Annotated in this window: 22 protein-coding genes and 1 tRNA gene; 5 read left to right on the top strand and 18 right to left on the bottom strand. The window is 71.1% G+C overall.

All coding sequences use genetic code 11. From position 1 onward, the window contains the following. Positions 1 to 143: 143 nt before the first annotated feature. Positions 144 to 974, top strand: a complete 831-nt coding sequence (locus ABD120_RS12000) for a hypothetical protein (RefSeq protein ID WP_343949873.1) — start codon at positions 144 to 146, stop codon at positions 972 to 974. Between the two features lie 78 nt (positions 975 to 1052). On the opposite strand, the gene ABD120_RS11995 is transcribed toward ABD120_RS12000, so the two are convergent. Beyond that, positions 1053 to 1646 carry an ANTAR domain-containing response regulator gene (locus ABD120_RS11995; RefSeq protein WP_343949872.1) on the bottom strand — a complete coding sequence of 198 codons (594 nt, stop codon included), beginning with the start codon at positions 1644 to 1646 and terminating at the stop codon, positions 1053 to 1055. 97 nt (positions 1647 to 1743) lie between these two features. On the opposite strand from ABD120_RS11995, the gene ABD120_RS11990 reads away from it, so the two are divergent. The 3 genes from ABD120_RS11990 to dapD all read left to right on the top strand — a co-directional run bounded on the left by ABD120_RS11990 (position 1744) and on the right by dapD (position 3277). Then, positions 1744 to 1820, top strand: a tRNA-Leu gene (locus tag ABD120_RS11990). Between the two features lie 59 nt (positions 1821 to 1879). Further along, positions 1880 to 2296 carry a pyridoxamine 5'-phosphate oxidase family protein gene (locus ABD120_RS11985; protein ID WP_343949871.1) on the top strand — a complete coding sequence of 139 codons (417 nt, stop codon included), beginning with the start codon at positions 1880 to 1882 and terminating at the stop codon, positions 2294 to 2296. 18 nt (positions 2297 to 2314) lie between these two features. Continuing rightward, on the top strand, positions 2315 to 3277 hold the full coding sequence (gene dapD, locus ABD120_RS11980) for a 2,3,4,5-tetrahydropyridine-2,6-dicarboxylate N-succinyltransferase (protein WP_343949870.1): 963 nt from the start codon (positions 2315 to 2317) through the stop codon (positions 3275 to 3277). A gap of 54 nt (positions 3278 to 3331) precedes the next feature. On the opposite strand, the gene pyk is transcribed toward dapD, so the two are convergent. From pyk to gltB, 5 genes are all read right to left on the bottom strand, one after another. Beyond that, on the bottom strand, positions 3332 to 4762 hold the full coding sequence (gene pyk, locus ABD120_RS11975; protein WP_343949869.1) for a pyruvate kinase: 1431 nt from the start codon (positions 4760 to 4762) through the stop codon (positions 3332 to 3334). Positions 4763 to 4831: 69 nt separating this feature from the next. Next, positions 4832 to 5185 carry a DUF2784 domain-containing protein gene (locus ABD120_RS11970; RefSeq protein WP_343949868.1) on the bottom strand — a complete coding sequence of 118 codons (354 nt, stop codon included), beginning with the start codon at positions 5183 to 5185 and terminating at the stop codon, positions 4832 to 4834. A gap of 20 nt (positions 5186 to 5205) precedes the next feature. Beyond that, entirely contained in the window at positions 5206 to 6951 is a 1746-nt protein-coding gene (locus tag ABD120_RS11965) for a S8 family peptidase (RefSeq protein ID WP_343949867.1), read from the bottom strand. A gap of 267 nt (positions 6952 to 7218) precedes the next feature. Further along, complete coding sequence (locus ABD120_RS11960) at positions 7219 to 8670, bottom strand: glutamate synthase subunit beta (protein ID WP_343949866.1); 1452 nt, start codon at positions 8668 to 8670, stop codon at positions 7219 to 7221. Positions 8671 to 8684: 14 nt separating this feature from the next. Then, a complete protein-coding gene (gene gltB / locus ABD120_RS11955) occupies positions 8685 to 13202 on the bottom strand; it encodes a glutamate synthase large subunit (RefSeq protein ID WP_343949865.1) in 4518 nt (1505 codons plus the stop codon). Between the two features lie 203 nt (positions 13203 to 13405). Here gltB and ABD120_RS11950 point away from each other — a divergent pair, with 203 nt between their 5' ends. Beyond that, positions 13406 to 14929: a bis-aminopropyl spermidine synthase family protein gene (locus ABD120_RS11950; protein ID WP_343949864.1), complete on the top strand. Its 1524-nt coding sequence runs from the start codon at positions 13406 to 13408 to the stop codon at positions 14927 to 14929. Between the two features lie 198 nt (positions 14930 to 15127). Here ABD120_RS11950 and ABD120_RS11945 read toward each other — a convergent pair whose 3' ends face one another. The 12 genes from ABD120_RS11945 to ABD120_RS11890 form a co-directional block, all read right to left on the bottom strand. Continuing rightward, complete coding sequence (locus ABD120_RS11945) at positions 15128 to 15724, bottom strand: hypothetical protein (protein ID WP_343949863.1); 597 nt, start codon at positions 15722 to 15724, stop codon at positions 15128 to 15130. Then, positions 15721 to 17229: a hypothetical protein gene (locus ABD120_RS11940; RefSeq protein WP_343949862.1), complete on the bottom strand. Its 1509-nt coding sequence runs from the start codon at positions 17227 to 17229 to the stop codon at positions 15721 to 15723. The genes ABD120_RS11945 and ABD120_RS11940 overlap by 4 nt, the downstream gene beginning before the upstream one ends. Further along, a complete protein-coding gene (locus ABD120_RS11935) occupies positions 17226 to 17930 on the bottom strand; it encodes a VIT1/CCC1 transporter family protein (RefSeq protein WP_343949861.1) in 705 nt (234 codons plus the stop codon). Before ABD120_RS11935 ends, ABD120_RS11940 begins: the two co-directional genes overlap by 4 nt. Before the next feature lie 38 nt (positions 17931 to 17968). Beyond that, entirely contained in the window at positions 17969 to 19036 is a 1068-nt protein-coding gene (gene lgt, locus ABD120_RS11930) for a prolipoprotein diacylglyceryl transferase (RefSeq protein WP_343949860.1), read from the bottom strand. Between the two features lie 26 nt (positions 19037 to 19062). Further along, a complete protein-coding gene (locus ABD120_RS11925; protein ID WP_343949859.1) occupies positions 19063 to 19815 on the bottom strand; it encodes a DsbA family protein in 753 nt (250 codons plus the stop codon). Beyond that, complete coding sequence (locus ABD120_RS11920; RefSeq protein ID WP_343949858.1) at positions 19815 to 20282, bottom strand: MauE/DoxX family redox-associated membrane protein; 468 nt, start codon at positions 20280 to 20282, stop codon at positions 19815 to 19817. The genes ABD120_RS11925 and ABD120_RS11920 overlap by 1 nt, the downstream gene beginning before the upstream one ends. Positions 20283 to 20524: 242 nt before the next feature. Beyond that, positions 20525 to 21325: a tryptophan synthase subunit alpha gene (trpA, locus tag ABD120_RS11915; RefSeq protein ID WP_343949857.1), complete on the bottom strand. Its 801-nt coding sequence runs from the start codon at positions 21323 to 21325 to the stop codon at positions 20525 to 20527. Next, the gene (gene trpB, locus ABD120_RS11910; protein WP_343949856.1) at positions 21322 to 22569 is read right to left on the bottom strand and encodes a tryptophan synthase subunit beta; all 1248 of its coding nucleotides are present in this window, start codon (positions 22567 to 22569) and stop codon (positions 21322 to 21324) included. The genes trpA and trpB overlap by 4 nt, the downstream gene beginning before the upstream one ends. Then, positions 22566 to 23384: an indole-3-glycerol phosphate synthase TrpC gene (trpC, locus tag ABD120_RS11905; protein ID WP_343949855.1), complete on the bottom strand. Its 819-nt coding sequence runs from the start codon at positions 23382 to 23384 to the stop codon at positions 22566 to 22568. The genes trpB and trpC overlap by 4 nt, the downstream gene beginning before the upstream one ends. 121 nt (positions 23385 to 23505) lie before the next feature. Beyond that, the gene (locus ABD120_RS11900) at positions 23506 to 23955 is read right to left on the bottom strand and encodes a DUF2752 domain-containing protein (RefSeq protein WP_343949854.1); all 450 of its coding nucleotides are present in this window, start codon (positions 23953 to 23955) and stop codon (positions 23506 to 23508) included. Positions 23956 to 23971: 16 nt separating this feature from the next. Further along, positions 23972 to 24631 carry a CD225/dispanin family protein gene (locus ABD120_RS11895; protein ID WP_343949853.1) on the bottom strand — a complete coding sequence of 220 codons (660 nt, stop codon included), beginning with the start codon at positions 24629 to 24631 and terminating at the stop codon, positions 23972 to 23974. 131 nt (positions 24632 to 24762) lie between these two features. After that, positions 24763 to 25596, bottom strand: coding sequence for a DUF4190 domain-containing protein (locus ABD120_RS11890; RefSeq protein ID WP_343949851.1), 834 nt, complete (start codon positions 25594 to 25596; stop codon positions 24763 to 24765). Positions 25597 to 25615: the final 19 nt, after the last annotated feature.

Here is a 25615-nt window from a genome sequence, read left to right as displayed (position 1 = left end):
GTCGTAATCAGTCCTCAACTTATGCGGCAATACCGCAGGCAGTGACCACTTACCGGAGAATGCGGCCGGGAAATCGGCCCCGATACGCAAGCGTGATCCCCTCTTAACCCGGCACCGCGCGGGCACCGGCCTAATCTGGCGGCGTGAAGCGTGCCCTGGCCGCCTTGTCCCTCTTCCTGGCTCTGGCCGCCTGCGCGTCCGCCGCGCCGCAGCCGCCGCCCGCCGCCCTGACCGTCTCGCTCACGCAGGGGCGCTCGGACCAGCCCAAGCAGATCCTGACGGTGCTGGTGACCAACGCCGGGACCGCGCCGGTGTGGATCGCTGACGTGCGGCTGGACAGCCCCTCGTTCGCCGCCACCGGTGTCGCGCGCATGGACACCTACGTCAAGAAGGCCCCGGTGGGGCTCAGGATCCCGTACGGCGCCGCACGGTGCGCGGCCTCCGGCGTACCGGAGATGGCGCCCGCGCGCGTCGTCGCGCACATCAGGGCCGCCGACGGGCCGCAGCGCGAGGTGAGCTGGGCGCTTCCGCATCCCGACCCGCTCCTGGCCCGGTTGTTCCGCGAGGAGTGCGAGGCGTACGTGGTCGGGCAGGCGGCCGAGGTCGTGTTCGGGACGGAGTGGGTGAAGAAGGGCAGGGCGCTGCATGGCAGCGTGGTCGTCACGCGGCGCTCGGGCGACCAGCGGATCTCGATCGCCGACCTGTACGGCAACGTGCACCACCGGCTGGAGGCGCGACCGGCCGTCCTCGAACCCGGGGCGCGGCGGCTGGAGATCCCGGTGAAGGTGTCGCCGGACCGGTGCGACCCGCACTCCTTCGCCGAGGCCAAGATCGCCATGTTGTTCAACGCGCGGGTCGCGCTCGGCGGCGCGCCCCCGCGCCACCTGGTGTTCCGCTCGGACCGGGTGCGGACGCAGCAGGGCCGCCTGGACGAGGTGCTCCTTGAGCACGCCCGCCGGACCTGCGGGATCTAGTGTTCCGATCTCTGGATCGCGCACCGGCAGCCTGATCCACAGGACGCCGACCAGACACTCGGTGCGGCCGAGAGCTCACTAGTCGGCCTGGTCGGCCTTCTGCGCGTCGGCGACGACGACCTGGGCCACCTCGCGCATGCTCAGGCGACGGTCCATGGAGGCCTTCTGGATCCAGCGGAAGGCCGCCGGCTCGCTCCAGCCGTGCGCGGCCATCAGCAGCCCCTTGGCCCGTTCGACCAGCTTGCGGGTCTCCAGCCGGTCGGACAGGTTGGAGACCTCCTTGGCCAGCGCCACCATCTCCTCGTGCCTGCTGACCGCCATCTCGATGGCGGGCACCAGGTCGGCCTTGGTGAACGGCTTGACGAGGTAGGCCATCGCCCCGGCGTCCCTGGCCCGCTCGACCAGGTCGCGCTGCGAGAACGCGGTGAGGATCAGGCACGGCGCGATGCGCTCGGCCACGATGCGCTCGGCCGCGGAGATCCCGTCGAGCACGGGCATCTTCACATCGAGGATGACCAGGTCCGGTCGGAACTCGGTGGCCAGCCTGATCGCCTGTTCGCCGTCTCCGGCCTCGCCGACGACGACGTATCCGTCCTCCTCCAGCATCTCCTTGAGGTCGAGGCGGATCAGTGCCTCGTCTTCCGCGATCACCACTCGCCGCTGCGTACTCACGAGCAGAAGAGTACCGAGGTCCGATACATTAGATCCACGCCGGTGTCGCTGAGCGCGCGCACTACCCCTATGCTCAGTCTGGACATATCCGGAATATGCCCCGATAGCCCAACCGGCAGAGGCGATGGTCTCAAACACCATTCAGTGTGGGTTCGAATCCCACTCGGGGCACCACCTGCCGTGCCGAGCCCTCTCCCCCGGTCTATGCTGTGATCTTCGGGGGAGGGGTTGCCGTGGCGCTTTCCGAACATGACAGAACCGCGTTCCTGGCCGAGCCGCACACGGGTGCGCTGGCCGTCGAGGCCGACGGGCGGGCCCCGCTGGTCATCCCGATCTGGTACGACTACACGCCCGGCGGCCTGGTGTCCTTCCTCACCGACGGCGGCTCGCGCAAGGCCGAGCTCATCGCGGCGGCGGGCCGCTTCTCCCTGATGGTGCAGCGCACCGTCCCGACCTACCGCTACGTCAGCGTCGAAGGCCCGGTCGTCGCCGAGAACCCCACCACGGTGGCGGAGATCACCCGCATCGCCGGGCGCTACCTGCCCGCCGACACGGTCGGCGGCTACGTCGCCGCCTCCAACCTGCCGGTGCTGGTGACCTTCCACATGCGGCCGCAGCGGTGGCTGTCGGCCGACCTCGGCACCATCTGAACCGGTATTTTGGCCGGTGTGACTGCTATCGATCCCACCACCACCGGAGCCTGGGGCCTGGGCGTTGCCACGGTCGCGGCCGACGGCACCGTCCTCGACACCTGGTTTCCCGCACCGCAGCTCGGTGAACCCGGCTTCACCGGCACCGAGCACCTGTCCGCCGACGAGGCGGGCGAACTGGCCTCGCTGACCGGCGCCGACGAGGCGCGCGGCGTCGAGGTCGTCGCGGTGCGCACCGGCATCGCCAAACTGTCAGAGCCGCCCGCCGACGCCCACGACGCCTACCTGCGCCTGCACCTGCTGTCCTCGCGCCTGGTCGCCCCGCACGGGCTGAACCTGGACGGCGTGTTCGGCAAGCTCGCCAACGTCGTGTGGACCAGCGCCGGGCCGTGCGCGGTCGAGGGCTTCGAGCAGGTGCGGATACGGCTGCGCGCCAAGGGCGCCGTGGCCGTCTACGGGGTGGACAAGTTCCCCCGCATGGTCGACTACGTGCTGCCCTCGGGGGTGCGCATCGCCGACGCCGACCGGGTCCGCCTCGGCGCCCACCTGGCCTCGGGCACGACGGTGATGCACGAGGGGTTCGTCAACTTCAACGCGGGCACGCTCGGCGCCTCGATGGTCGAGGGCCGCATCTCGGCGGGCGTGGTCGTCGGCGACGGTTCCGACGTCGGCGGCGGCGCCTCGATCATGGGCACGCTGTCGGGCGGCGGCAAGGAGGTCATCGCGATCGGCGAGCGCTGCCTGCTGGGCGCCAACGCCGGAGTGGGGATCTCCCTCGGCGACGACTGCGTGGTCGAGGCCGGGCTGTACGTCACGGCGGGCACCAAGATCTCCCTGCCGGACGGCCGGGTCGTGAAGGGCAAGGAGTTGTCGGGGTCGAACGGGCTGCTGCTGCGCCGCAACTCGCAGACCGGCGCGGTGGAGGCGGTCCTCCGTACGGGCACCGGCATCACCCTGAACGCCGACCTGCACGCCAACTGATCCGTTCGCGTCCTCCTGCCGGGAACCCGGGCAGGAGGACGCGGCCCTTCGGCGTCAGTGGGCGTGGGAGACCGCAGAGCCGACCGTGTGGACGCGCAGCGCGTTGGTGGAGCCGGGGGTGCCGGGAGGCGAGCCCGCCACGATGACGACCTTGTCGCCCTTCTCCAGCCTGCCGAGCGACAGCAGCGACGCCTCCACCTGCCTGACCATGTCGTCGGTGTGGTGGACGAACGGCACCTCGAACGTCTCCACACCCCACGTCAGCGACAGCTGCCCGCGCACGTGGGGCGCCGAGGTGAAGGCCAGCAGCGGGATCGGCGAGCGGTAGCGGGCCAGCCGCCTGGCGGTCTCGCCCGACATCGTGAACGCGATCAGCGCCTTGGCGCCGACGATGGCGCCGACCTCGGCCGCCGCCCTGGCGATGGCGCCGCCGGTGGTCTCGGGCATGCGCTCCAAGGTGTGGGTGGCCTGCAGGGAGGAACGCTCGGCCGCGCAGGCGATGCGGTCCATGGTGGAGACCGCCTCGATCGGGTAGTTGCCGACCGACGTCTCGCCGGACAGCATGACGGCGTCGGCGCCGTCCATGACCGCGTAGGCGACGTCCGAGGTCTCGGCGCGGGTGGGGCGCGGGGCGTTCATCATCGAGTCGAGCATCTGGGTGGCGACGATGACCGGGCGGGCCTTCTCGCGGCACAGCTCGATGATGCGCCGCTGGACGATCGGCACGTCCTCCAGCGGGAGCTCGACCCCGAGGTCGCCGCGGGCGACCATGATGCCGTCGAACGCCTCCACGATCTCGGGCAGCCGCTCCACGGCCTGCGGCTTCTCGATCTTGGCCAGCAGCGGCAGGCGGACGGCCTCCTGCTCCATGATGTTGCGGACGACGTCGGCGTCGGAAGGACGGCGCACGAACGACAGCGCGATCATGTCGACGCCGATGCGCAGCGCCCACCGCAGGTCGGCCTCGTCCTTGTCGGTGAGGGCGGGCGCGCTGACGTTGACGCCGGGCAGGTTGAGGCCCTTGTTGTCGGAGATCATGCCGCCGATCACCACGCGCGTGGTGACACGCTGGCCGTCGACGCGGGTCACCTCAAGGACCAGGCGGCCGTCGTCGACGAGGATCGTGTCGCCCGGGTTCACGTCCTTGGGCAGCCCCTTGTACGTCGTGGAGACCTGCTCGCGGTCGCCGGGGACGTCCTCGGTGGTGACGGTGAAGACGTCGCCGAAGCCGAGCCTGACCGGCCCCTCCTCGAACGTGCCCACCCGGATCTTGGGGCCCTGCAGGTCGGCGAGAATGCCTACACCGCGGCCGAGGTCGGCCGCCACCTCCCGGACCCGGTCGTAAACCTCTTTGTGCATGTCATGGTTGCCATGACTGAGGTTGAACCGGGCCACGTCCATCCCTGCGGCGATCAGCTCGCGCAGACGCTCCGGGGACGATGTGGCAGGACCAAGGGTGCAGACGATTTTCGCGCGACGAGTCACGAGTCCCACCTTAATTGGTACAGACCACTTGATGGAGCGAGAGCGCCGGACCCGGCACGTCCCGAGAGGTCATCTCCGCCGCAGCACAAGGTAGCCCGCGTAGGAGAACAGGACGAGAACGGCGAGCGTCCAGCGTACGAGGAGACTGTACTCCTCCGGGTAGACGACACCCTCGATGTAGTGGTCGACGAACCCCGACGGCGGCAGCCCCGGCTGCCCGGCATGCACCCGCCCCCAGTGCTCGGCCAGCGTCAGCGGGCACTCGGCGCCGGTGACGACGGAGACGATCCCCCATCCGGCGGCGCCCAGGTGGAACCAGATCGTGCGGGGCCACCGCCACGCGAGGAAGCCGCCCAGCGCCAGGTATCCGAGGAAGGCGAAGTGCGCGACCATCGTGGCCTCGGCGAGCAGCCGGTACAGCATGGCTCAGACGATAGCCCCGGTCAGGGGTCCATGGTGGCGGCGGTCAGGGCGTTGACCACGCCACGGCCGAAGAAGCCGTTGCGGCCCTCGCCGCCCTCGCACACGTGTGTCTCGGTCTGGTCGAAGATCTTGTACCGGTACGTCCTGGGCGCCGGGCACGCCTTCGGGGTGGCGCTGCGGTACAGCAGCTTCTCGACTGTGGCGGGGTCGAGGTCGAGCCCGCCCCTGCCGGGCTTGCCGAAGCGGCTGACGATGAGCGCGGCGACGCCGGTGGCGTGCGGCGCGGCCATGGAGGAACCGTCGAGGTACTGGTAGTAGGCGCAGGACCCGCCGGCGCAGTCGCGCACGACCTCGGGGGTCGCCGGCTTGCCCGTCTTGTCGATCTTCCCGGTGGCCCGCAGCGCCGCCTCCGGCGCGGCCGCGAGCACCGAACGGGTGGCCGAGCGGCCCTTGCCGTCGATGGAGTCGCCGCCCGGCGCCGACAGGTCGGCCTGTTCGAGACCGTAGTCGCTGTAGACGGCCTTGCGCCCGGACGGCCCGACCGCCGCGACGGAGATCACGCCCTTGGACTCGGCCGGTACGTTGAGGCAGGAGTTGTCCACCTGCCTGACCTTCTCGTCGCCTCTCGGGTAGCCGGGGCTGCTGCGATCGACGCGCGGCCGGCCGAGGTCGGTGGCGCCGTTGCCGATGGCGGCGATGAGGGTGACGCCCTTGCCCCTGGCGTAGTCCAGCGCCCGCTGCATGCCGGTGACGATCGCCCGCTGCTCGGAGCGCTCGCGCGCGTCGTCGGCCTTGTTCGCGGTGCAGTTGAACAGCCACGGGTCGATGTAGTAGCTCATGTTGACCACGTCGACGCCGATGTCGGCGGCGTAGGTGAGCGCGTCCAGGCTGGGCTTGAGGAAGAAGAAGCCGGAGTCCTGCCCGGCCCTGAGGCTGACCAGTTGCACGCCGGGGGCCACGCCGGTGACGCCGAGGCCGTTCAGCGGTGAGGCGACGGTGCTGGCCACGTGGGTGCCGTGGCCCTCGTCGTCGCGGTCCACGGGGTCCTTGCAGCCGTCGGCCTCGCAGGGGCCGTCGAGGGTGTCGCCGTTGTCGTCCTTGGGGCGGTCGGTGACGAAGTTGCGCGACAGGTCGCGGTTGAAGTTGGGGGCGATGTCGGGGTGGTTGCCGTCGATGCCGGTGTCGATGATGCCGACGAGGACCTTCGCGCTGCCGGGGACCTTGCGGTTGGCCTGGTCGGCGCCGATCATCCGCATATCCCACTGGCGCCCGGCGAGGGGGTCGCGGCCCTTGCCGTACTGGGAGACATCGGGAGCCGCCCCGGCGCCCGGCCGGGTGGCTGCTCCGACACCGGACCGGGTGGCCGCTCCGGCGGCAGGTCGGGGGCGAGCGGCGCCTCTGGAGGCGGTGTGGCCGATCGCGCGCTCGCCTGAGACGCCGACGACGGCGGGGTCGGTGTCCAGGGCGCGGGTGAAGGCGGCTCCCGCGCCTCTGGCCAGCAGGTATCCGAGCCGGGTCTCCGCCGACAGGACGGTGCCGCCCGCACGGGCCACGGCGGCGCGAGCGGCGTTCTGGCGGCCGTCGGCGTAGAAGACGAGGTAGTCGCGGGCGGCTCCGGCCGCGGGCGGCCCGCCGCGCGACGCGGCGGGGAGGGCGTCAGTGCCGTCGGCGGCGCCGAAGGGGGACGACAGGGCAGCAGCCGGGCCGAGGCCGGTCAGGGCGCCGAGGAGGGCCAGGGCGGCCGTGCCCGAGGTGATCCGCCGCATTCCGCCCCCGTTCCGTGCTGATCAGGCATCCTCCCGGCACAATCCGGCGAATGCAACTACATGCCTATATTTCGTCATTAGAGGTTAACAGAGCGACGTAACGCTCAGTAAATGGGCGCATCCGAGGAGCGTGGGGCGGCCGGCCCCGGGCGGAGTACGGCGGGGGGCGGTGGGGGCGGCCGGGCCGTACGGGATGGGAGAAGATCCGGAAACGCGGACGCCCGCCCGGAGAGGCACCCCGGACGGGCGTCGAGACACGCACGGATGTCAGACGAGCGAGCGCGCCGTCGGCAGAATCGGGAACGGCAGCGCCGTCTCCCCCGTCAGATAGCGGTCGACGCCGCTGGCGGCGGCCCGCCCCTCGGCGATCGCCCACACGATCAGCGACTGCCCGCGCCCCATGTCCCCGGCCGCGAACACCCCCTCGACCGAGGTCATGTACGACCGGTCGCGCGCCACGTTGCCGCGCTTGTCGTAGTCCACGCCGAGATCGGTCAGCAGCGCGCCCTTCTCCGGCCCGACGAAGCCCATCGACAGCGTCACCAGCTCGGCCGGGATCTCCCGCTCCGTGCCGGGCACCGGCTGGAAACCGCTCTGCGGCCCCTCGACCTCGACCAGGCGCAACGCGCGGACGTTGCCCTCCTCGTCGCCGGCGAAGCCCAGCGTCGAGACCGCGTAGACCCGGTCCCCGCCGCCGTCGGCGAGCTCCTCGTGGGCGCTCTCCATCTTGAACAGCGTCGGGAAGGTCGGCCACGGCTGCGAGCCCGGCCGCCCCGCCGGCGGCCTGGGCATGATCTCCAGCTGCGTCACCGACGCCGCGCCCTGGCGGATCGCGGTGCCGATGCAGTCGGCGCCCGTGTCGCCGCCGCCGATCACGACCACGTGCTTGCCGCGCGCCGAGATCGGCGAGGCGGCCAGGTCGCGGTTGGCCGGGGGGAGGTACTCCATCGCCTGGTGGACGCCCTTGAGCTCGCGGCCCTCGACGGGCAACTCGCGCCACAGCGTGGCGCCGCCCGCGAGGACGACCGCGTCGAACCGCTCCCGCAGCTCGGCGGCGGTGACGTCGACGCCGACGTGCACCGAGGTGCGGAACTCGGTGCCCTCTGCGCGCATCTGGTCGATGCGGCGGTCGATGTGCCGCTTCTCCATCTTGAACTCGGGGATCCCGTACCGCAGCAGCCCGCCGATCGCGTCGGCCCGCTCGAAGACCACCACGTCGTGGCCCGCGCGGGTGAGCTGCTGGGCGGCGGCCAGCCCGGCCGGGCCGGAACCGACCACGGCCACCCGCTTGCCGGTCTTCGCCACGGGCGGCTGCGGACGCACCCAGCCCTCGGCGAAGGCCCGGTCGACGATCTCGACCTCGACCTGCTTGATCGCCACCGGGTCGGAGTTGATTCCGAGCACGCACGCCGACTCGCACGGAGCCGGGCACAGCCGGCCCGTGAACTCGGGGAAGTTGTTGGTGGCGTGCAGCCTCTCGATCGCCTCCTGGAAGTCCTCGCGGTGGACGAGGTCGTTCCACTCGGGGATGAGGTTGCCCAGCGGGCAGCCGTTGTGGCAGAACGGGATGCCGCAGTCCATGCACCGGGCGGCCTGCTTGTTCAGCTCGGCCTTCGGGAAGTCGGTGTAGACCTCCTTCCAGTCCTGGATGCGGACCTCGACCGGGCGGCGCTCCGGCAGCTCCCGCTCGTGTGTGAGGAAACCCTTGGGGTCGGCCATCGGTTACGCCTCCTCTAACCCTGGATCGCGGCGGCCATGACCGCCTCGTCGATGTCCCTGCCTTCGATGCGGGCGGCCTCCGCCGCCTGCATCACCCGCTTGTAGTCGGTCGGCATGATCTTGCTGAACCTGGTGAGCGCCGTCTCCCAGTCGGCCAGGAGTTCCTCGGCGACCCTGGAGCCGGTCTCCTCGAAGTGGCGGCTCACGGTGGTACGGAGGAACCGGACGTCCTCCTCGGTGAGTTCCTCGACCGCGACCATCCCCCGGTTGACCCGGTCGGAGTTCAGGTCGAGCAGGAAGGCGACGCCGCCGGACATACCGGCCGCGAAGTTGCGCCCGGTCGGGCCCAGGACGACCGCGCGACCGCCGGTCATGTACTCGCAGCCGTGGTCGCCGACGCCCTCGACGACGGCCGTCGCGCCGGAGTTGCGGACGCAGAAGCGCTCGCCGACCACCCCTCTGATGAACGCCTCGCCGGAGGTGGCGCCGTACAGGGCGACGTTGCCCGCGATGATGTGGCCGTCCAGCGGGGCCGCCTCGTGCGGCCGCAGCGTGAGCCGCCCGCCGGACAGTCCCTTGCCCACGTAGTCGTTGGCGTCGCCGGTCAGCCGCAGGGTGACGCCCTTCGGCACGAACGCGCCGAAGGAGTTGCCCGCCGAACCGGTGAACGACACCTCGATCGTGTCCTCCGGCAGGCCCTCGCCGCCCCACTTGCGGGTGACATGGTGGCCGAGCATGGTGCCGACCGTGCGGTTGACGTTGCGGATGGGCAGGTCCAGTTTGACCCGCTCGCCGTACTGGATGGCACCCTCGGCGAGCTGGATGAGGGTGTTGTCCAGCGCGTGCTCCAGGCCGTGGTCCTGCTCCCTGGTGCGGCGCAGGTCGGTGCCCGGCGGGAGCTGCGGCTGGTGCAGGATCGGGGCGAGGTCGAGCCCCGACGCCTTCCAGTGGTGCTCCGCGGCGGTCATGTCGAGCAGTTCGACGTGCCCGATCGCCTCGTCGAGCGAGCGGAAGCCCAGCTCGGCGAGGTACTCGCGGATCTCCTGCGCGACGAACTCGAAGAAGTTGACCACGAACTCCGGCTTGCCGGTGAAGCGCTTGCGCAACTCGGGGTTCTGCGTCGCCACGCCCACCGGGCAGGTGTCGAGGTGGCACACGCGCATCATGACGCAGCCGGACACGACCAGCGGCGCGGTCGCGAAGCCGAACTCCTCCGCGCCGAGCAGTGCGGCGATGATCACGTCGCGGCCGGTCTTCAGCTGGCCGTCCACCTGGACCACGATGCGGTCGCGCAGCCCGTTCAGCAGCAGCGTCTGCTGGGTCTCGGCCAGGCCGAGCTCCCACGGGGCGCCCGCGTGCTTCAGCGAGGTGAGCGGCGAGGCGCCGGTGCCGCCGTCGTGCCCGGAGATCAGCACCACGTCGGCGTGCGCCTTGGACACACCCGCCGCGACCGTGCCGACGCCGACCTCCGCGACCAGCTTCACGTGCACCCGCGAGCGCGGGTTGGCGTTCTTCAGGTCGTGGATGAGCTGGGCGAGGTCCTCGATGGAGTAGATGTCGTGGTGCGGCGGCGGCGAGATGAGGCCGACGCCGGGCGTGGAGTGCCTGGTCTTGGCGATCCACGGGTAGACCTTGTGGCCGGGCAGTTGGCCGCCCTCGCCGGGCTTGGCGCCCTGGGCCATCTTGATCTGCAGGTCGTCGGCGTTGACGAGGTACTCGGAGGTGACGCCGAAGCGGCCGGAGGCGACCTGCTTGATGGCGCTGCGCCGGGTCACGTCGTAGAGCCGCTCCGGCTCCTCGCCGCCCTCGCCGGTGTTGGACTTGCCGCCGAGCCGGTTCATCGCGACGGCGAGCGTCTCGTGCGCCTCGCGCGAGATGGAGCCGTACGACATGGCGCCGGTCGAGAACCGCTTGACGATCTCGCTGACCGGCTCGACCTCCTCGATCGGGATCGGGGTGCCCCCGCGCAGCCGGAACAGCCCGCGCAGCGTCATCAGGCGCTCGGCCTGCGAGTCGACGAGGTTCGTGTACTCCTTGAAGATCTCGTACTGCCGCGTGCGGGTGGCGTGCTGCAGCTTGAAGACCGTCTCGGGGTTGAACAGGTGGGGCTCGCCCTCGCGCCGCCACTGGTACTCGCCGCCGACCTCCAGCCGCCGGTGCGCGTTCTCCGCGCGCGGGTAGGCGCGCCGGTGCCGCTGCGCGACCTCCTCGGCCAGTACGGCGAAGCCCACCCCCCCGAGCCGCGAGGTGGTGCCGGTGAAGCAGGACTCGACGACCTCCTCGCCCAGCCCGAGCGCCTCGAAGATCTGGGCGCCGGTGTAGGAGGCCACGGTGGACACGCCCATCTTGGACATGACCTTGATGACGCCCTTGCCGTACGCCTTGATCAGGTTGCGCACGGCCTTGTGCTTGTCCATGTCGAGCACGCCGGTGTCGACGAGGTCCTCGACGGTCTCGAGGGCGAGGTAGGGGTTGACGGCCCCGGCGCCGTAGCCGATGAGCAGCGCCATGTGGTGGCACTCGCGGGCCTCACCGGTCTCGATGACCAGGCCGATCTTGGTGCGGGTCTTCTCCTGGATGAGGTGGTGGTGCACCGCGCCGGTCAGCATCAGCGAGGGGATGGGGGCCAGTTCCCTGGTGGATCCCCGGTCCGACAGGATGATGACGCGGGCGCCCAGCGCGATGGCGCCGGAGACCTCGGCGCAGATCTCCTCAAGGCGGCGCAGCAGCGCCTGGCCGCCGCCCGCGACGGGGTACAGGCCGGAGACCACGTGCGGGTCGAAGCCGGGCAGGTCGCCCTCGTCGTTGATGTGGATGATCTTCGCGAGCTCGTCGTTGTCGATCACCGGGTACGGCAGGACGAGCTGGCGGCAGGAGCTGGGCCCCGGGTCGAGCAGGTTGCCCTCCGGCCCGAGCACGCTGGCCAGCGAGGTGACCAGCTCCTCGCGGATGGCGTCCAGCGGCGGGTTGGTGACCTGGGCGAACAGCTGCGAGAAGTAGTCGAACAGCAGGCGCGGCTTCTCGCTCAGCACCGCCACGGGAGAGTCGGTGCCCATGGAGCCGATCGGCTCGATCCCCGTCTTCGCCATCGGGGACAGGATGACGCGCAGCTCCTCCTCGGTGTAGCCGAAGGTCTGCTGGCGCTTGACCAGCGCCTCGTGGCTGGGGACCTCGTGGGCGCGGGCGGGCAGCTCCTCGAAGCGGACCAGGCCCGCGTGCAGCCAGTCGGAGTACGGCAGTTCGGCGGCGAGTTCGGCCTTGATCTCGTCGTCCTCGATGATCTTGCCGCGCGCGGTGTCGATGAGGAACATCCGGCCCGGCTGCAGGCGGCCCTTGCGGACCACGTCCTCGGGCTTGAAGTCGAGCACGCCGGCCTCGGAGGCGAGCACCACCAGGCCGTCCGAGGTCACCCAGAAGCGGCCGGGGCGCAGGCCGTTGCGGTCGAGGACGGCTCCGGCCAGGGTGCCGTCGGTGAAGGTGATCGAGGCGGGGCCGTCCCACGCCTCCATCATCGAGGAGTGGAACTCGTAGAAGGCCCGGCGGGCCTGGTCCATCTCGGTGTGGTTCTCCCATGCCTCCGGGATCATCATGAGCACCGCGTGGGGCAGGCTGCGCCCGGCGATGTGGAGGAGTTCGAGACACTCGTCGAAGCTGGCGGTGTCGGAGGCGTCCGGGTCGCAGATGGGGAAAAGTCGCGAAATATCGCCTGGGATGTTCGCAGACTCCAGCATCGCCTCGCGCGCCCGCATCCAGTTGCGGTTGCCCCTGACCGTGTTGATCTCGCCGTTGTGGGCGACGAAGCGGTACGGGTGGGCCAGCGGCCACGAGGGGAAGGTGTTGGTGGAGAAACGCGAGTGCACCAGCGCGATCGCCGTGGCGTAGCGCTCGTCCGACAGGTCGGGGAAGAACGGCTCGACCTGGCCGGGGGTGAGCATGCCCTTGTAGACGATGGTGCGGGCGCTCAGCGAGGGGAAGTAGACGTCCACCTCGTGCTCGGCCCGCTTGCGCAGGCAGTAGGCCAGCCGGTCGAGCTCCAGGCCGGACTCGCCGTTCGGGCCGGAGACGAACAACTGCTTGAAGAACGGCATGACCGCCCGCGCGCTGGGGCCGGGCAGCGTGCGATCGACCGGCACGTCACGCCAGCCGAGCACGGTCAGTCCCTCCTCGGCGGCGATCTCCTCGATCATCCGCACCCCGATCTCACGCGCCTCGGGGTCGGCGGCGAGGAAGGCGATCCCGGCGGCGTACTCGCCGGGGGCGGGCAGGTCGAAGCCGACGCTGGCCCGCAGGAACTCGTCGGGCACCTGCGTGAGGATGCCGGCACCGTCCCCGGTGTCCGGCTCGCTACCCTTGGCCCCCCGGTGGTCGAGGTTGCAAAGCGCCTCCAAAGCCTTTTCCACGATGTCGTGACCGCGCCGTCCGGCGACGTCCGCGACCATGGCCACACCGCAGGCGTCATGCTCGTTGGCGGGGTGGTAGAGGCCCTGGGGCTCGGGGTGTCCCCCACGGAAGCCAGAGTGGGCAGCAGGCATTGAATCCCTCCCGTCGTCATTCGTCTGTCTCGGTACATACCGGCGAGGGACGACGTTGGCCCTGCTGCAGTTGTGCGTAAGAGGGTACAACACGTTGCCCGAATGGTGCCCCGCAGGTCCACATCACGAACATTCCACATGTTTCGGCATACGGACCACTACGTCCCAAACCCCGGACGAGCAGGACCGATAAGCTTTCGGTCATGGAGCGCTCAGAGGTCGAACGTCTGCTCGACGCAGCCGGTGTGGACAGCAGGCGGTCGCGGCACGCGCTCGCCCTCCTCTGCGAGGGCCGATGGTGGACACTCGCCGACCTCGTCCGCGAGACCGCGACCAGCCGCCGCGCGATCGAGGCGCTGCTGCGCACACTGCCCGACCTCGCCCGCGACGGCGAGCGCTTCCGGGTGCCGATCGAGCACGCCAGCGCCTACCAGCACCTCCTCGCGCTGGCGCCGCCGCCCGCCGACCCCGTCGCCCACCTGCTCCCCCACTACCCCCACGTGCTCGAACGGCTGGAGGCGCTCATCGCCCGAGCCCCCAGAGGACGGCGCACGCTCGACCACGTCGCCGCCACGCCGGAGACCGTGCTACGCCGCGCGCTGCTGCTCGGCACCCGGTTCTGGCTGCCCGGATCCAGGCTGCTGTGCGTCGGCGACCACGACCTCACCTCGCTGGCGGTCAAACTGGTCCACCCCGAGACCGACGTCACCGTCGTCGACGTCGACGAGCGCATCCTCGCCTACATCGACGCCCAGGGCCTCGGTGTCCGCACCCGGTGGGCCGACCTGCGGCTCGGGCTGCCGGCGTCCGCAGAGGGCCACGATCTGGCGATCACCGATCCGCCGTACACGCCGGAGGGGGTGGGGCTGTTCGTGGCACGCGCCGTCGAGGGCCTCAAGGACGACGGGCGGGTACTTCTCGCGTACGGCGCCGGCGAGCGCACCCCCATGCTCGCGCTGAAGGTGCAGCAGGCGCTGTCGGCGCTCAACCTGGTCAACGAGGCGGTCTATCCCGACTTCAACCGCTACCACGGCGCCGAGGCGGTCGGCTCCGCCGCCGAGATGTACATTCTGCGGCCCACCACCAAGACCCGACCCGCCGTCGCCGCGCGGGTCGAGCGGGTGGCCACCGCGATCTACACGCAGGGCCCCCAGTCCGTGGAGTCCTCGGCCACGCGGGCGCCCGACCTGGCGGGGTTCGTCCCCGACCTGCTCGTCGGCGACTGGCCCAAGGAGCTCACCGCCGCCCGGGTCCGGCTGTCCACGTGGCTGGCCCGGCCGTACGCGGCCGCCGCCGAGCGGGTCGCGATCGCGGTGCCCGCCGGGATGGAGGCGGCGCTGCCCCGGCTGCTGCTGGCCGCCAGGGCGACGCACGTGCGCGCCTATCCGGCCGCGCCGTACCCGCTGCCGGAGGTCGTCTCCCCCGTGTACGAGCTCACGTCCGACGGCCCCGTCGTGGTGGCCGCGCGCCGCGAGCAGCCCGAGGAGGCCGCCGCCCGGACGGTGCGGCGGATCCTCGACAGCCCGCACGCCAAGCTGGCCAACACGTGGCGGGAGGCGCTCATCGCCGCTGCCAAGGCCGAGGGCCGGACGCTCACCAAGAACGAGGCCAGAGCCCTGATCAGGGCCACCGCTCCGTGGGCGGAGGGGGTGACCCCGCTGGAGCTCCCACTGCACCTGCTCCAGGCACTCCCCGAAGCGGTGGGCAAGTCGCTCACCGCGCACTGAACGTCGGCAGGTGCGAGCCGAGGCCCGCCTGGTTCGGACGAGGCGGGCCACCGCGCCGCGGGCTTCGCCCGAGCGACGGGTGAGGCGCAGGACGGGTGGCGGGCAGCCGGGCTCCTGATGCGAGGCGGCCGTCCCCCGACAACGGGTGAGGCTGGGGATCGCGCCGCACGTCTCGTCCCGGCGACCGCGAACGGGGGCTCAGTCGGCGTTGATCACGCGGGCCTGGACCACCCGCGACAGGCCGTCCAAGGCCACGTGGGCGGCGGCCAGATCGGGCTTCGCGCCCTCGGTCAGCGGGCCGATCCAGCTCACGGTGACGTAGTGGCCGAGCGCGCGGGCCTGCGCCCGGCTGCCCGCCGCCGCGAAGGCGGCCGCCTGCTCGACGAAGCCGTCCTTGCCCAGCGCCGCCACCAGCGCGTCGGCCGCCTTGCCGTCGGCGAGATTGAGGATGACGAACTGCCCGGCGGCGGAGGCTCCCGTGTAGGTGGCGCGCAGCGCCTGCGTGCAGCCCGGCGCCTCGACGCCCGACAGCACCTCGGCGCAGTCGGCGAACTCCTCGGTGCCGGCCCGGGTGAGCTCGCCCAGCCGCCTGCCCGACTCGGGGAAGACCTCCGCGACGGTGAGCGGGGCGGGATCGCGCTGGCGGGAGTCGACCAGTGAGTACATGGCCGAGGTGGGCTCGCCCTTGTACGCCGCAGGTCGCGCCGCCGCGTCGCGGGTGATCAGCCAGGTCACAACCACGGCGGCCACCACCAGCAGCGCCACCAGCGGCACCGTGATCCGCGCGGGCATCATTTCGGCGCCCCGGAGATCGTGACCACGCGGCGGTAGATGGGCTTCTCCGCCCCCCGCAGAGTGAGTGTGAGCGAGACGAAGTCGTCCTTGGCCGTCGGCTCGCCTCCGTCGGCGCGGCCGAGCCACAGCAGGCCGACGTAGTGCCCCAGTGCGTAGCCGCCCGACACGGTGTGCCCACCTGCGGGGAAGGTCGCCTTGGCGGTCTTCAGCGGGTGTGTCCACCCGCCCCGGTAGCCGGAGCGGAGGTAGGTGACGAGCGCGTCTGCGGATTTGGCGTCGCGCAGGTTGAGCAGGGTGTACTGGGCGACGTACCTGCCGTCCGTGCTCCTGTACATGGCCCGCGCCGCCTGCGTGCACTCGCTCTCGGCGACCCGGTCGACGAGGTCCTGACCCCACAACGCGGCCGCGCAGTCCTTGCCCAGCTCGCTCTTGACCAGCTTGAGCGCGGGCTTCTTGTCCCCCGTCAGCGTCTTGCCCGCGAACAGTTCCTTCTCGGTGAGCGGCTGCGGGTCCTTGGCCCTGGTGCCGACCGGTTCGAACAGCTTGGGCGAACCCCAGCCTCTGAAACTCTCGGGGCGCACGGTGTCGGGCAGCACCAAGGCGCTCCCTGCCGGACGGCTGGGCGAGGACTCGCCGCCGAGCGAGCCGATGAGGTAGATCAGCCCCGCCACGCCCGCGACGCCGCCGAGGACACTGGCGACGATCACCATCAGGCGCTGCCGTTCCGGCCTGACCCCCCAGTCGGTGAGCAGCGGGAACTGCCAGTCTGAGGGCGGCGGCCGACGCCGCTTGCGGCTCCTCGACGCGGACGGGGGCTCGACAGCGCCCCCCTCCTCGCCCGGACCCTCGGCGGCCGGGGCCGAAGCGGCCCGGCGCCCGGACCTGCGAGGCGGCACGATCGACGGCTGCCCGGCCCACGGACTGTCGTCCTGGGCCGCCGGTTGCGGTTCCGGCTGCGGGTGCTCGCGCCGCGCGGACCGTGAGTGCTCACGCGACCGCTCCGAGCGCCGCGAACGCCGGGACTGCGCAGGCTCGGGAGCGTCCGCCTGCCCCGGCTGGACGTCGCCGGCGCCCCGATGCCCCGGCGAGGCGTGGCCGCCGCCTTGTTGCTCCGGCGAAGCCCGGTCGATGCCCCGGCGCCCCGACGAGACGCGGCCGGTGCCCGGCTGCCCCCACGAAGCGTGCTCGGGTCCCTGCTGTTCCTGCCACGCGTGGTCGGCTCCGCCGCTTCCCGGCTGCTGCCGTGCGCGGGAGCCCCGGCCCACCCTGGGTCGCTCCGACCGGGCGTCACCGGCCTGAGCGCCCTCCTGCTGCTCCTGCCACGGCCGGTCGGCTCCGTCGCCTCCCTGCTGCTCCTGCCAGGCATGAGGTGCCCGGCCGCTCTCCTGGCCGGTGTGGTCGGCCTCCGGATGCTCCGGCAGGCCGCTTGCCTCGCCGCGTGAGCGGCGACCGGCCGCCCTGCCGCCTCGCTCCGGCTGCCGGGATCTGCTCTTACGCGGGCTCACAGGCCGGTCCCCCCGATCAGGTGGCCCAGCGCGAAGGTCAGCCCGGCCGCGACCACACCCACGACGAGCTGCCGCAGCCCTGAGTACCACCAACTGCGCGCCGTCACCGTGGACACCAGCGCGCCCGCCCCGAACAGCGCCACACACGACACGACCGCCGAGACCGTCAGTTCCGTCACCCCCATCAGGTACGGCACCAGCGGCAACGCCGCCCCCACGCCGAACGACAGGAACGACGAGACGGCCGCGAGCCGAGGCGACGGCAGGTCCCTCGGATCGACGCCGAACTCGTTGCGCGCGTGCACCTGCAGGGCCCGGTCGGGATTGGCGGAGATCTGCCTGGCCACCTCGGCGGCGAGCGCGGGCTCGACGCCCTTGCGGACGAAGTCGTCGGCGAGCTCCTGCCGTTCGGCGTCCGGGTTGTGCTCCAGCTCGCGCCGCTCGACGGCGATCTCGGCCAGGGCGAGCTCACGCTGACTGGCCACCGAGACGTACTCGCCGCCCGCCATGGAGAAGGCGCCGGCGGCGAGCCCGGCGACCCCGGCCAGGGCGATGACCTTGGTGTCGCCGGTGCCGCCCGCGACACCGGCGATGAGCGCGAAGTTCGACACCAGGCCGTCCATCGCCCCGAACACCGACGGCCGCAACCAGCCGCCGGTGACGTCACGGTGCTGGTGGTGCGACTCCGCGCGTTCACTCATCGAGTGTTGTTCTCTGCTTCCTGCGCCCTTGCGGGTGCTCAGGCTTCCTGCGACTTGTCCGCTTCTCCGGCGTCCGACGCCCTCGCGGGCGCGCCGCCGGACCCGGTGTCCGATTTACCGGTGGGCTCGGCTCCGGGCGACCCGCCCTCTCCCGATCTGGACTCCGGCACCGCCGTCTCACCCGCCTCGGACCCGCCCTTCGCGGCGACCGCCACGGGGACGTCGTCGTCATCGTCGTCGTCGGCCCCGGGGCCGGATCCGTCGACCGGCTCCGGCGGCACGATGACCTCGGGCGTGTCCTTGCCACGCGTCGCCCAGAAGTACACCAGGGCGCCGACGAACAGCACGATCGCGGTCCACTGGTTGAGCCGCAGCCCCAGGAAGGTCACCGCGTGGTCGATGCCGCCGACCGGGTCGATGCGCAGCCCCTCGATCCAGAACCGGCCCAGCGTGTAGCCGGCGACGTACAGGGCGAACAGCCGTCCGTGCCGCAACTGCCCCTTCTTGCCCACCAGGATGAGCACGAAGGCCAGGACGAGGTTCCAGAGAGACTCGTAGAGGAACGTCGGGTGGTAGGTGCCGTCGGGAGTGCCGTCCTTGTCCTTGTCGATCTCCAGCCCCCACGGGAGATCGGTGGCCCTGCCGTACAGCTCCTGGTTGAAGTAGTTGCCCCAGCGGCCGATGGCCTGGGCGATGGCGATGCCCGGCGCGAGCGTGTCGGCCATGGCCGACAGCGAGATACCGCGCTTGCGGCAGCCGAGCCACACACCGACCGCGCCCAGCGCGATGGCGCCCCAGATGCCCAGGCCGCCGTTCCAGATGTACAGGGCCGCGATGGGCTCGTTGGGCGCATTGGGGCCGAAGTACAGCTGCCAGTCGGTGATGACGTGGTAGAGCCGGCCGCCGATGAGACCGAAGATGACGGCCGGCACGGCCAGGTCGATGACCGTGCCCGCAACGCCGCCGCGGGCGCGCCAGCGGCGCTCTCCGAGCCAGACCGCGACGATGACGCCTAGCACGATGCACAGCGCGTAGGCCCTGATCGGAAGGGGGCCGAGGTACCAGACCCCTTCGGCGGGGCTGGGTATCGAGGCAACAAGGGGCATGTCGGTGAGGGTAGTGGATGAAGGGGCTACTTGGCGGCGTCGAGAATGGCGGAGCGCAAATCAGAGGGAGCGAAGATGACGGAGTTATCCAATTTCTTCCCGTTCACCTTCACCGTCGGCGTCCCCGTGAGGTTTTGCTCCTTGTTGACCTTCTGGCTGTAGAGCACCTGGGCGTTGGCGTACTTCAGTGTCTTCACGCACTGCTCGAAGGCGGGGTCGGTGACACCGACCTCCTTACCCCACGTCACCAGGTCCTCCAGCTTGTAGCCCTCGACGGACTCGCTCGGCTGCTTCTTGAACAGCTTGTCGTGGTAGGCGATCCACTGCGAGCCGTTGGAGACGCAGCGCGAGGCCGCTCCGGCCCGGAGCGAGTTGCCCTTCGTCGGCTCCTCGCCGAAGATCGTGATGGGATGGTAGACGATCTTGGCCTTGCCCTCGGAGGCGAGGTTCTTGAACGTCGGGCCGCTGGTGATCTCAAGCTGCTTGCACGCCGGGCACTGGAAGTCCTCGTAGATGTCGACCACGGGCTTGTCGACGCCGGCGGCGGCCATCGTGACCGGCCCCTCGGGCTGGACGGTGATCGGCGCGGCGGCGGCCAGCGCCTCCTCCGGCCGGGAGCGCATCATGTTGTAGAGCCAGCCGGCCGCGACGGCACCGACCGCGACGACACCCACCGTGACATACGTGATGATCTTCTTGCGGTGCTCGCGCTTGCGCTCGGCCTCCTGCTGCTCCTTGATCTTCTCGCGCCTCGCGCTCGACCGGTCGCCCTTGCCCATCAGTCGTTCTCCCTTTCGCTCACCGTGTGCAGCCCGAGTGCTCCGTCGAGGGCCAGCCGCCCCGGCGGGAACCTGGCGGTCCAGGCACCGAGCACGACCAGCCCGAAGTCGCGCAGGATGTCGATCAGGTAGGTCGGCTCCTGCCCGGCGCCGAGTTCGCCGCCGCCGCCGAAGCAGCCGCAGTCGATGCGCAGGCCCCTGGCCCACGCCCAGGCGATGCCGAAGACGAAGGCGAGCATGAGCAGCGCCCCGGCCACGGCGGCCACTCTGGTCAGCAACCCCACCACGAGCAGCACGCCGACGACGATCTCCAGGATCGGCAGCGCGTAGCCCACGGCGGTGGCCATCGACTCGGGCAGCAGTTCGTACGCCTTGACCGCCACCACGGACTCCGCCGGGTTGCCGATCTTCAGGCCACCGGCCGCGATCAGCACCCCGCCGAGAACCAACCGGGCGACGGTCGTCACCCAGGGTATCGCTGATCGAACGTTCTGTGACGGTAGCGACGCGTCCACGGGTGAACTCCTCTTCGTCGGCGCTTGGGATGCGCACAGTACCCGGTGCACATCCGATCACGCTCGGGATAAGCGTCGGCTAAGACGGATCAGGAGGTCGGAGCCATGGCGAAGCCCGGACACATCGTGCCCGGGCTGCCGTGGCAGAGCTGTCGTGGCAGTGCCATCGCGACAGGGGCATCGTGAGGGCCCTGTCAGGCGCGGGAGCGGACTCCTGCCGCCATGTCCCGGGCCAGATCGGCGGCGGCGGCACGGCCGGCGGCCTCGTCCGGGGCGTCGAGCAGGCGGCGGATGAAGGCAGAGCCGACGATCACACCGTCGGCGTACCTGGCGACCTCGCCCGCCTGCGCGCCGGTGCCGACGCCGAGCCCCACGCACACGGGCAGCTCGGTGTGGGCGCGGGTGCGGGCCACCAGGTCCTCGGCGGCAACGTTGACGCTCTCGCGGGCGCCGGTGACGCCCATGAGAGAGGCCGCGTAGACGAATCCGGTGCAGCAGTCGACGACCGCCTTGATCCGCTCCTCGGTGGAACTGGGCGCCACCAAGAACACCGTGTCGATGCCCGCCGCCGAGGAGGCGGCACGCCACGGCCCGGACTCCTCCGGCGTCAGGTCGGGCGTGATCGTGCCCACGCCCCCGGCCGAGGCCAGATCGCGGGCGAAGCGCTCGGCGCCATAGCGGTCGACGGGGTTCCAGTACGTCATGACGAGCGTGGCCGCGCCGGTGGCCGCCACCCCCTCCACGGTACGGAACACGTCCGCGATGCGGGTGCCGTTGACGAGCGAGCGGTGCACCGCGTCCTGGATGGTCGGGCCGTCCATGAGCGGGTCGGAGTAGGGCAGGCCGATCTCGATGACGTCGCAGCCGGCGTCGACGAGCGCTGCGGCGGCCTCGACCGCACCGGCCTTGGTCGGGAAGCCCGCCGGGAGGTAGCCGACGAGCGCGGCCCGGTTGTCGACCTTGGCCTTGGCGAAGACCGTGTGGAGAGTAGTCATGATCCCAACCCGAAGTACTTCATGGCGGTGCCCATGTCCTTGTCACCGCGGCCGGACAGGTTGACCAGGATCGTCGCCTCCGGGCCGAGCTCGCGGCCGAGCCGCAGCGCTCCGGCGAGCGCGTGGGCGGACTCGATGGCGGGGATGATGCCCTCGGTGCGGGCCAGCAGCGCGAACGCCTCCATCGCCTCGGCGTCGGTGACGCCGTGGTAGGCGGCGCGGCCGGTGTCCTTGAGCCAGGCGTGCTCGGGCCCGACGCCGGGGTAGTCGAGACCGGCCGAGATCGAGTGGGATTCGAGGGTCTGGCCCTCGTCGTCCTGAAGGACGTAGGTGCGCGAGCCGTGCAGGACGCCGACCGTGCCCTCGGTGAGCGTGAGCGCGTGCTCGCCGCTGTCGAGCCCGTGGCCGCCGGCCTCGAAGCCGTGCAGCCGGACGTCGTCGTCGCCGAGGAAGGCGTGGAAGATGCCGATGGCGTTGCTGCCGCCGCCGACGGCGGCGCAGACGGCGTCGGGCAGGCGCCCGGTCAGCTCCAGCATCTGGCGGCGGGCCTCGACGCCGATGATGCGGGCGAAGTCGCGCACGATCTCGGGGAAGGGGTGCGGCCCGGCGACGGTGCCGAACAGGTAGTGGGTGCTGTCGACGTTGGTCACCCAGTCGCGGAAGGCCTCGTTGATGGCGTCCTTGAGCGTCTGGGAGCCGTTGGTGACGGGCACGACCGTGGCGCCGAGCAGCTTCATGCGGGCCACGTTGAGCGCCTGGCGCTCGCAGTCGACGGCGCCCATGTAGATGACGCATTCCAGGCCCATGAGGGCGGCCGCGGTCGCGGTGGCGACGCCGTGCTGACCCGCGCCGGTCTCGGCGATGACCCGCCGCTTGCCGAGCCGCTTGGTGAGCAGCGCCTGGCCGAGGACGTTGTTGATCTTGTGGGCGCCGGTGTGCGTGAGGTCCTCGCGCTTGAGGATCACCCGGGCGCCGCCCGCGTGCTCGGCGAAGCGCGGCACCTCGGTCAGCGTGGTCGGACGGCCCGCGTACGTGCGCAGCAGGTGCTCGAACTCGCGGATGAACTCCGGGTCGTTCTTGGTCTTGTCGTAGACCGCGGCGACCTCGTCGAGCGCCGGGATCAGCGCCTCGGGGACGAACCGGCCGCCGAACAGGCCGAACTTGCCCTGCGGGTCGGGGTCGTCGCCCCCGGCGTTGCCCGCGAGGTCCGCGGTGGTGAGAATGGGGCCGTCTGCCACTGTCATCCCTCAGATCCGTGGTCGGGGCGCGTCGCAGGGTGGGCACCGGCGGTCACCAGCGCCTCCACGGCTTTGCGCGGGTCCTTGCCGATGACCAGGCTCTCACCCACCAGCACCGCGTCAGCGCCGGAACGGGCATAAGCTAGCAGGTCATGCGGGCCGCGCACCCCAGACTCGGCGATCTTGATGATGTCGTCGGGGATCTTGGGGGCCAGCTTGGCGAAGACATCCCTGTCGACCTCAAGGGTCTTGAGGTTGCGGGCGTTGACGCCGATGACGCGAGCGCCGGCCGCCACCGCGCGCTCGACTTCCTCCTCGGTGTGCACCTCGACCAGGGGCGTGAGGCCGATCGACTCGGCCCGCTCGATGAGCGAGACGAGCGCCTCCTGCTCCAGCGAGACCACCATCAGCAGGGCGAGGTCGGCGCCATAGGCCCTGGCCTCCCACAGCTGGTAGGAGGTGATGATGAAATCCTTGCGCAGGATCGGGATGTCGACCCGGGAGCGCACCGCCGCCAGGTCGTCGAGGCTGCCGCCGAAGCGGCGCTGTTCGGTCAGCACACTGATGACGTGCGCGCCGCCTTCTTCGTAGTCGGCCGCGAGGGCGGCCGGATCGGCGATCGCGGCCAGTGCCCCCTTGGACGGGCTGGAGCGCTTGACCTCGGCGATCACCGACACCTTGTCGCCCCCCAGCGCCGCAAGGGCGTCTCGGGGCGCCGGAGCCCGCTCGGCCCGCTCCTTGAGCTCGTCAAGCGACACGGCCTGCTGACGTGCGGCCAGATCGGCTCGCACCCCGTCGAGGATGTCGTCGAGCACACTCACGCGCTGGGGTCCCTCCCGGTCGACAGTGTTGGGGACGGCTGGGAGTTCGCCTAGCGTACGCTCCCGGCCTGCCCTTGCGATGGTATCGGCCCGACCGTGGTCAACTCACCACAGGGGCCTGTCATGGCGCCAGAAAAGCACCAAAAGGCAAGTTGCGTACGACCCAGTAGACAAGGACGACTACCAGGAACGCGTAAACATAGCCCGGGTGGGCGAGCGTCACCCGGCGTGGTCTGCCCCGCCACGCACGCACCGTCCACCTGCCCCACCAGAAGGCGAGGAACGGCAGGACGGCGACCGCCAGCGGGTTGAGTCCGAGCGCCGCGACCACGTCCAGGTGCGCGAGCGCGTGGATGGTGCGCAGCGTGCCGCATCCCGGGCAGTACAGGCCGGTGCCGAACGCCTGCTCGGTCAGCCACAGGAACGGGCAGGTCGGGTAGTGGCCGGGCTCGTTGGGATCGACCGCGCCGACGAAGGCGAAGACCGCTCCGGCGGCCAGCGCGACGCCGACCGGCGGGAGCACCGCCGCCAACCGGCCCGGCGCCCGCCCGCCGAGGTTCGTGACGCTCATGGGATCCAGTATCGCGTCAGTAGCCGGAGTACGTGCTCGACGCGACGAGGGAGTAGATGAAGACCATGTAGATCACGACGCCGATGATGCTCAGGACCGCGCTGATCACGCCGCCGATGAGCGCGCGCTTCCACCAGGTCTTGGCCTCCTCCGCGGCCGCCAGCGCGCCTTGGTGGTCGCCCGCCAGCCATTTGGAGTTGACCTGCGAGGACTTGACGATCGAGACGATGCCGAGCGGCATGCAGCAGAAGAGCGTCGTCAGGATGGCGGCGACCAGGTGGTTGTCCGGCGGCTGGGAGGGCGCGCCGTACTGACCGTAGCCCGCCTTGCCGTAGCCCTGATCACCGTAGCCGGGTTGACCGTAGCCCTGCTGGCCGTACGGCTGGTCGTAGCCGGGCTGACCTTGACCCTGCTGGCCGTAGGGCTGGCCGTAGGGCTGACCGTAGGGCTGGTCGTAACCGGGCTGGCCGGAGCCCTGCGGCCCGGAGCCCGGCTGCCCGCCCGGGTGACCGTAGCCCGGTTGGCCCTGTGGGTCGTAACCGGGCTGGCCGTAACCCTGCTGCCCGTGGCCGGGCTGGCTCTCTCCGGACTGGCCGTAGCCTGGCTGCCCGTGGCCTGGCTGGCCGTAGCCGCCCTGCTGATCGCCGTAGCCGTAGCCCTGGCTTCCGTTGCTCATGACCTCGAAACTCCTCATGTGCCGATTCGCGCAGCGAGCCTAGCGAGCACGACCGACACACGAGGGTGATTCATCCACCTAGAGGATGATTTGTAACCTGACCGAAAGGGGGAGGCCGTGGGGGAGGCCGGTCAGTACGACGTGCTGGACGAGGCGAGCCCGACCATGCCGAGGATGAACGTGCCGAACACCAGCCAGCCGATCACCCACGCGACGATCGTCACGTACGACGTCACGAGCCCGGCCACCGCGAGGCCGCGGCCCTCGCCGCCGTTGCGCTTGACCTGCCCCATCGCCACGTGACCGCAGATCGCGCCGGGGATGCTCGTCAGACCGCACATGAGCAGGCCGACCAGTCCGAGGACGAGCGAGGCGACGGCCATGCCGTTGGTCTGGCTCGGCTGCTGGGCGTAACCGGGCTGGGCGTACTGCTGCTGGCCGTAGGGCTGTCCCTGCTGCCCGGAGGGCTGCCCATAGGACTGGCCGTAGGCGTCGTAACCGCCGGAGGGCTGGCCGTAGGCGCCGGACGGGGGCTGCGCACCGTAGGCGCCACTGCCGGGCTGGGCGTATCCGCCGCCGCTACCAGGCTGCGCACCATAAGCCCCGCCGCTGCCGGGCTGGGCGCCGTAGCCGGGCTGCGCACCGTAGCCGCCGCTACCGGGCTGCTGGCCGTATCCAGGCTGCTGCTCGTAGCCGGGCTGCTGACCGTGCCCCGGCTGCTGTTCATACCCGGGGTACTGGGGGTGGCTGCCGGGCTGCTGCTCGTAGCCGGGGTGCTGAGGGTGGCTGCCGGGCTGCTGGCCGTAGCCGGGCTGCTGCTCGTAGCCGCCGTAGCCGGGCTGCTGCTCGTAGCCGCCGTAGCCGGGCTGCTGGGAACCCTGTCCCCCGCCCGGCTGCTGCTCTCCGTAGCCGCCGCCGGGCTGCTGACCGCCATAGCCGCCGCCGTCCTGGTTCCCATGGCTCATGGTCGTCTCGCCCCTCCGT

The sequence above is a fragment of the Nonomuraea longicatena genome (assembly GCF_039525605.1).
Classification (GTDB): Bacteria; Actinomycetota; Actinomycetes; order Streptosporangiales; family Streptosporangiaceae; genus Nonomuraea; species Nonomuraea longicatena.
This window is presented reverse-complemented; position numbering and strand designations above follow the sequence as displayed.

What these genes read in the sequence shown, in the direction of transcription:
- ABD120_RS11925 (WP_343949859.1), bottom strand. Translation starts at nt 19,815, where the DNA reads ATGGGCAAGGGCGACCGGTCGAGCGCGAGGCGCGAGAAGATCAAGGAG.
- ABD120_RS11935 (WP_343949861.1), bottom strand. Translation starts at nt 17,930, where the DNA reads ATGAGTGAACGCGCGGAGTCGCACCACCAGCACCGTGACGTCACCGGC.
- ABD120_RS11950 (WP_343949864.1), top strand. Translation starts at nt 13,406, where the DNA reads ATGGAGCGCTCAGAGGTCGAACGTCTGCTCGACGCAGCCGGTGTGGAC.
- ABD120_RS11945 (WP_343949863.1), bottom strand. Translation starts at nt 15,724, where the DNA reads ATGATGCCCGCGCGGATCACGGTGCCGCTGGTGGCGCTGCTGGTGGTG.
- trpA (WP_343949857.1), bottom strand. Translation starts at nt 21,325, where the DNA reads ATGACTACTCTCCACACGGTCTTCGCCAAGGCCAAGGTCGACAACCGG.
- trpB (WP_343949856.1), bottom strand. Translation starts at nt 22,569, where the DNA reads ATGACAGTGGCAGACGGCCCCATTCTCACCACCGCGGACCTCGCGGGC.
- gltB (WP_343949865.1), bottom strand. Translation starts at nt 13,202, where the DNA reads ATGCCTGCTGCCCACTCTGGCTTCCGTGGGGGACACCCCGAGCCCCAG.
- ABD120_RS11970 (WP_343949868.1), bottom strand. Translation starts at nt 5,185, where the DNA reads ATGCTGTACCGGCTGCTCGCCGAGGCCACGATGGTCGCGCACTTCGCC.
- ABD120_RS11900 (WP_343949854.1), bottom strand. Translation starts at nt 23,955, where the DNA reads ATGAGCGTCACGAACCTCGGCGGGCGGGCGCCGGGCCGGTTGGCGGCG.
- ABD120_RS11965 (WP_343949867.1), bottom strand. Translation starts at nt 6,951, where the DNA reads ATGCGGCGGATCACCTCGGGCACGGCCGCCCTGGCCCTCCTCGGCGCC.
- lgt (WP_343949860.1), bottom strand. Translation starts at nt 19,036, where the DNA reads ATGCCCCTTGTTGCCTCGATACCCAGCCCCGCCGAAGGGGTCTGGTAC.
- ABD120_RS11895 (WP_343949853.1), bottom strand. Translation starts at nt 24,631, where the DNA reads ATGAGCAACGGAAGCCAGGGCTACGGCTACGGCGATCAGCAGGGCGGC.
- ABD120_RS11960 (WP_343949866.1), bottom strand. Translation starts at nt 8,670, where the DNA reads ATGGCCGACCCCAAGGGTTTCCTCACACACGAGCGGGAGCTGCCGGAG.
- ABD120_RS11890 (WP_343949851.1), bottom strand. Translation starts at nt 25,596, where the DNA reads ATGAGCCATGGGAACCAGGACGGCGGCGGCTATGGCGGTCAGCAGCCC.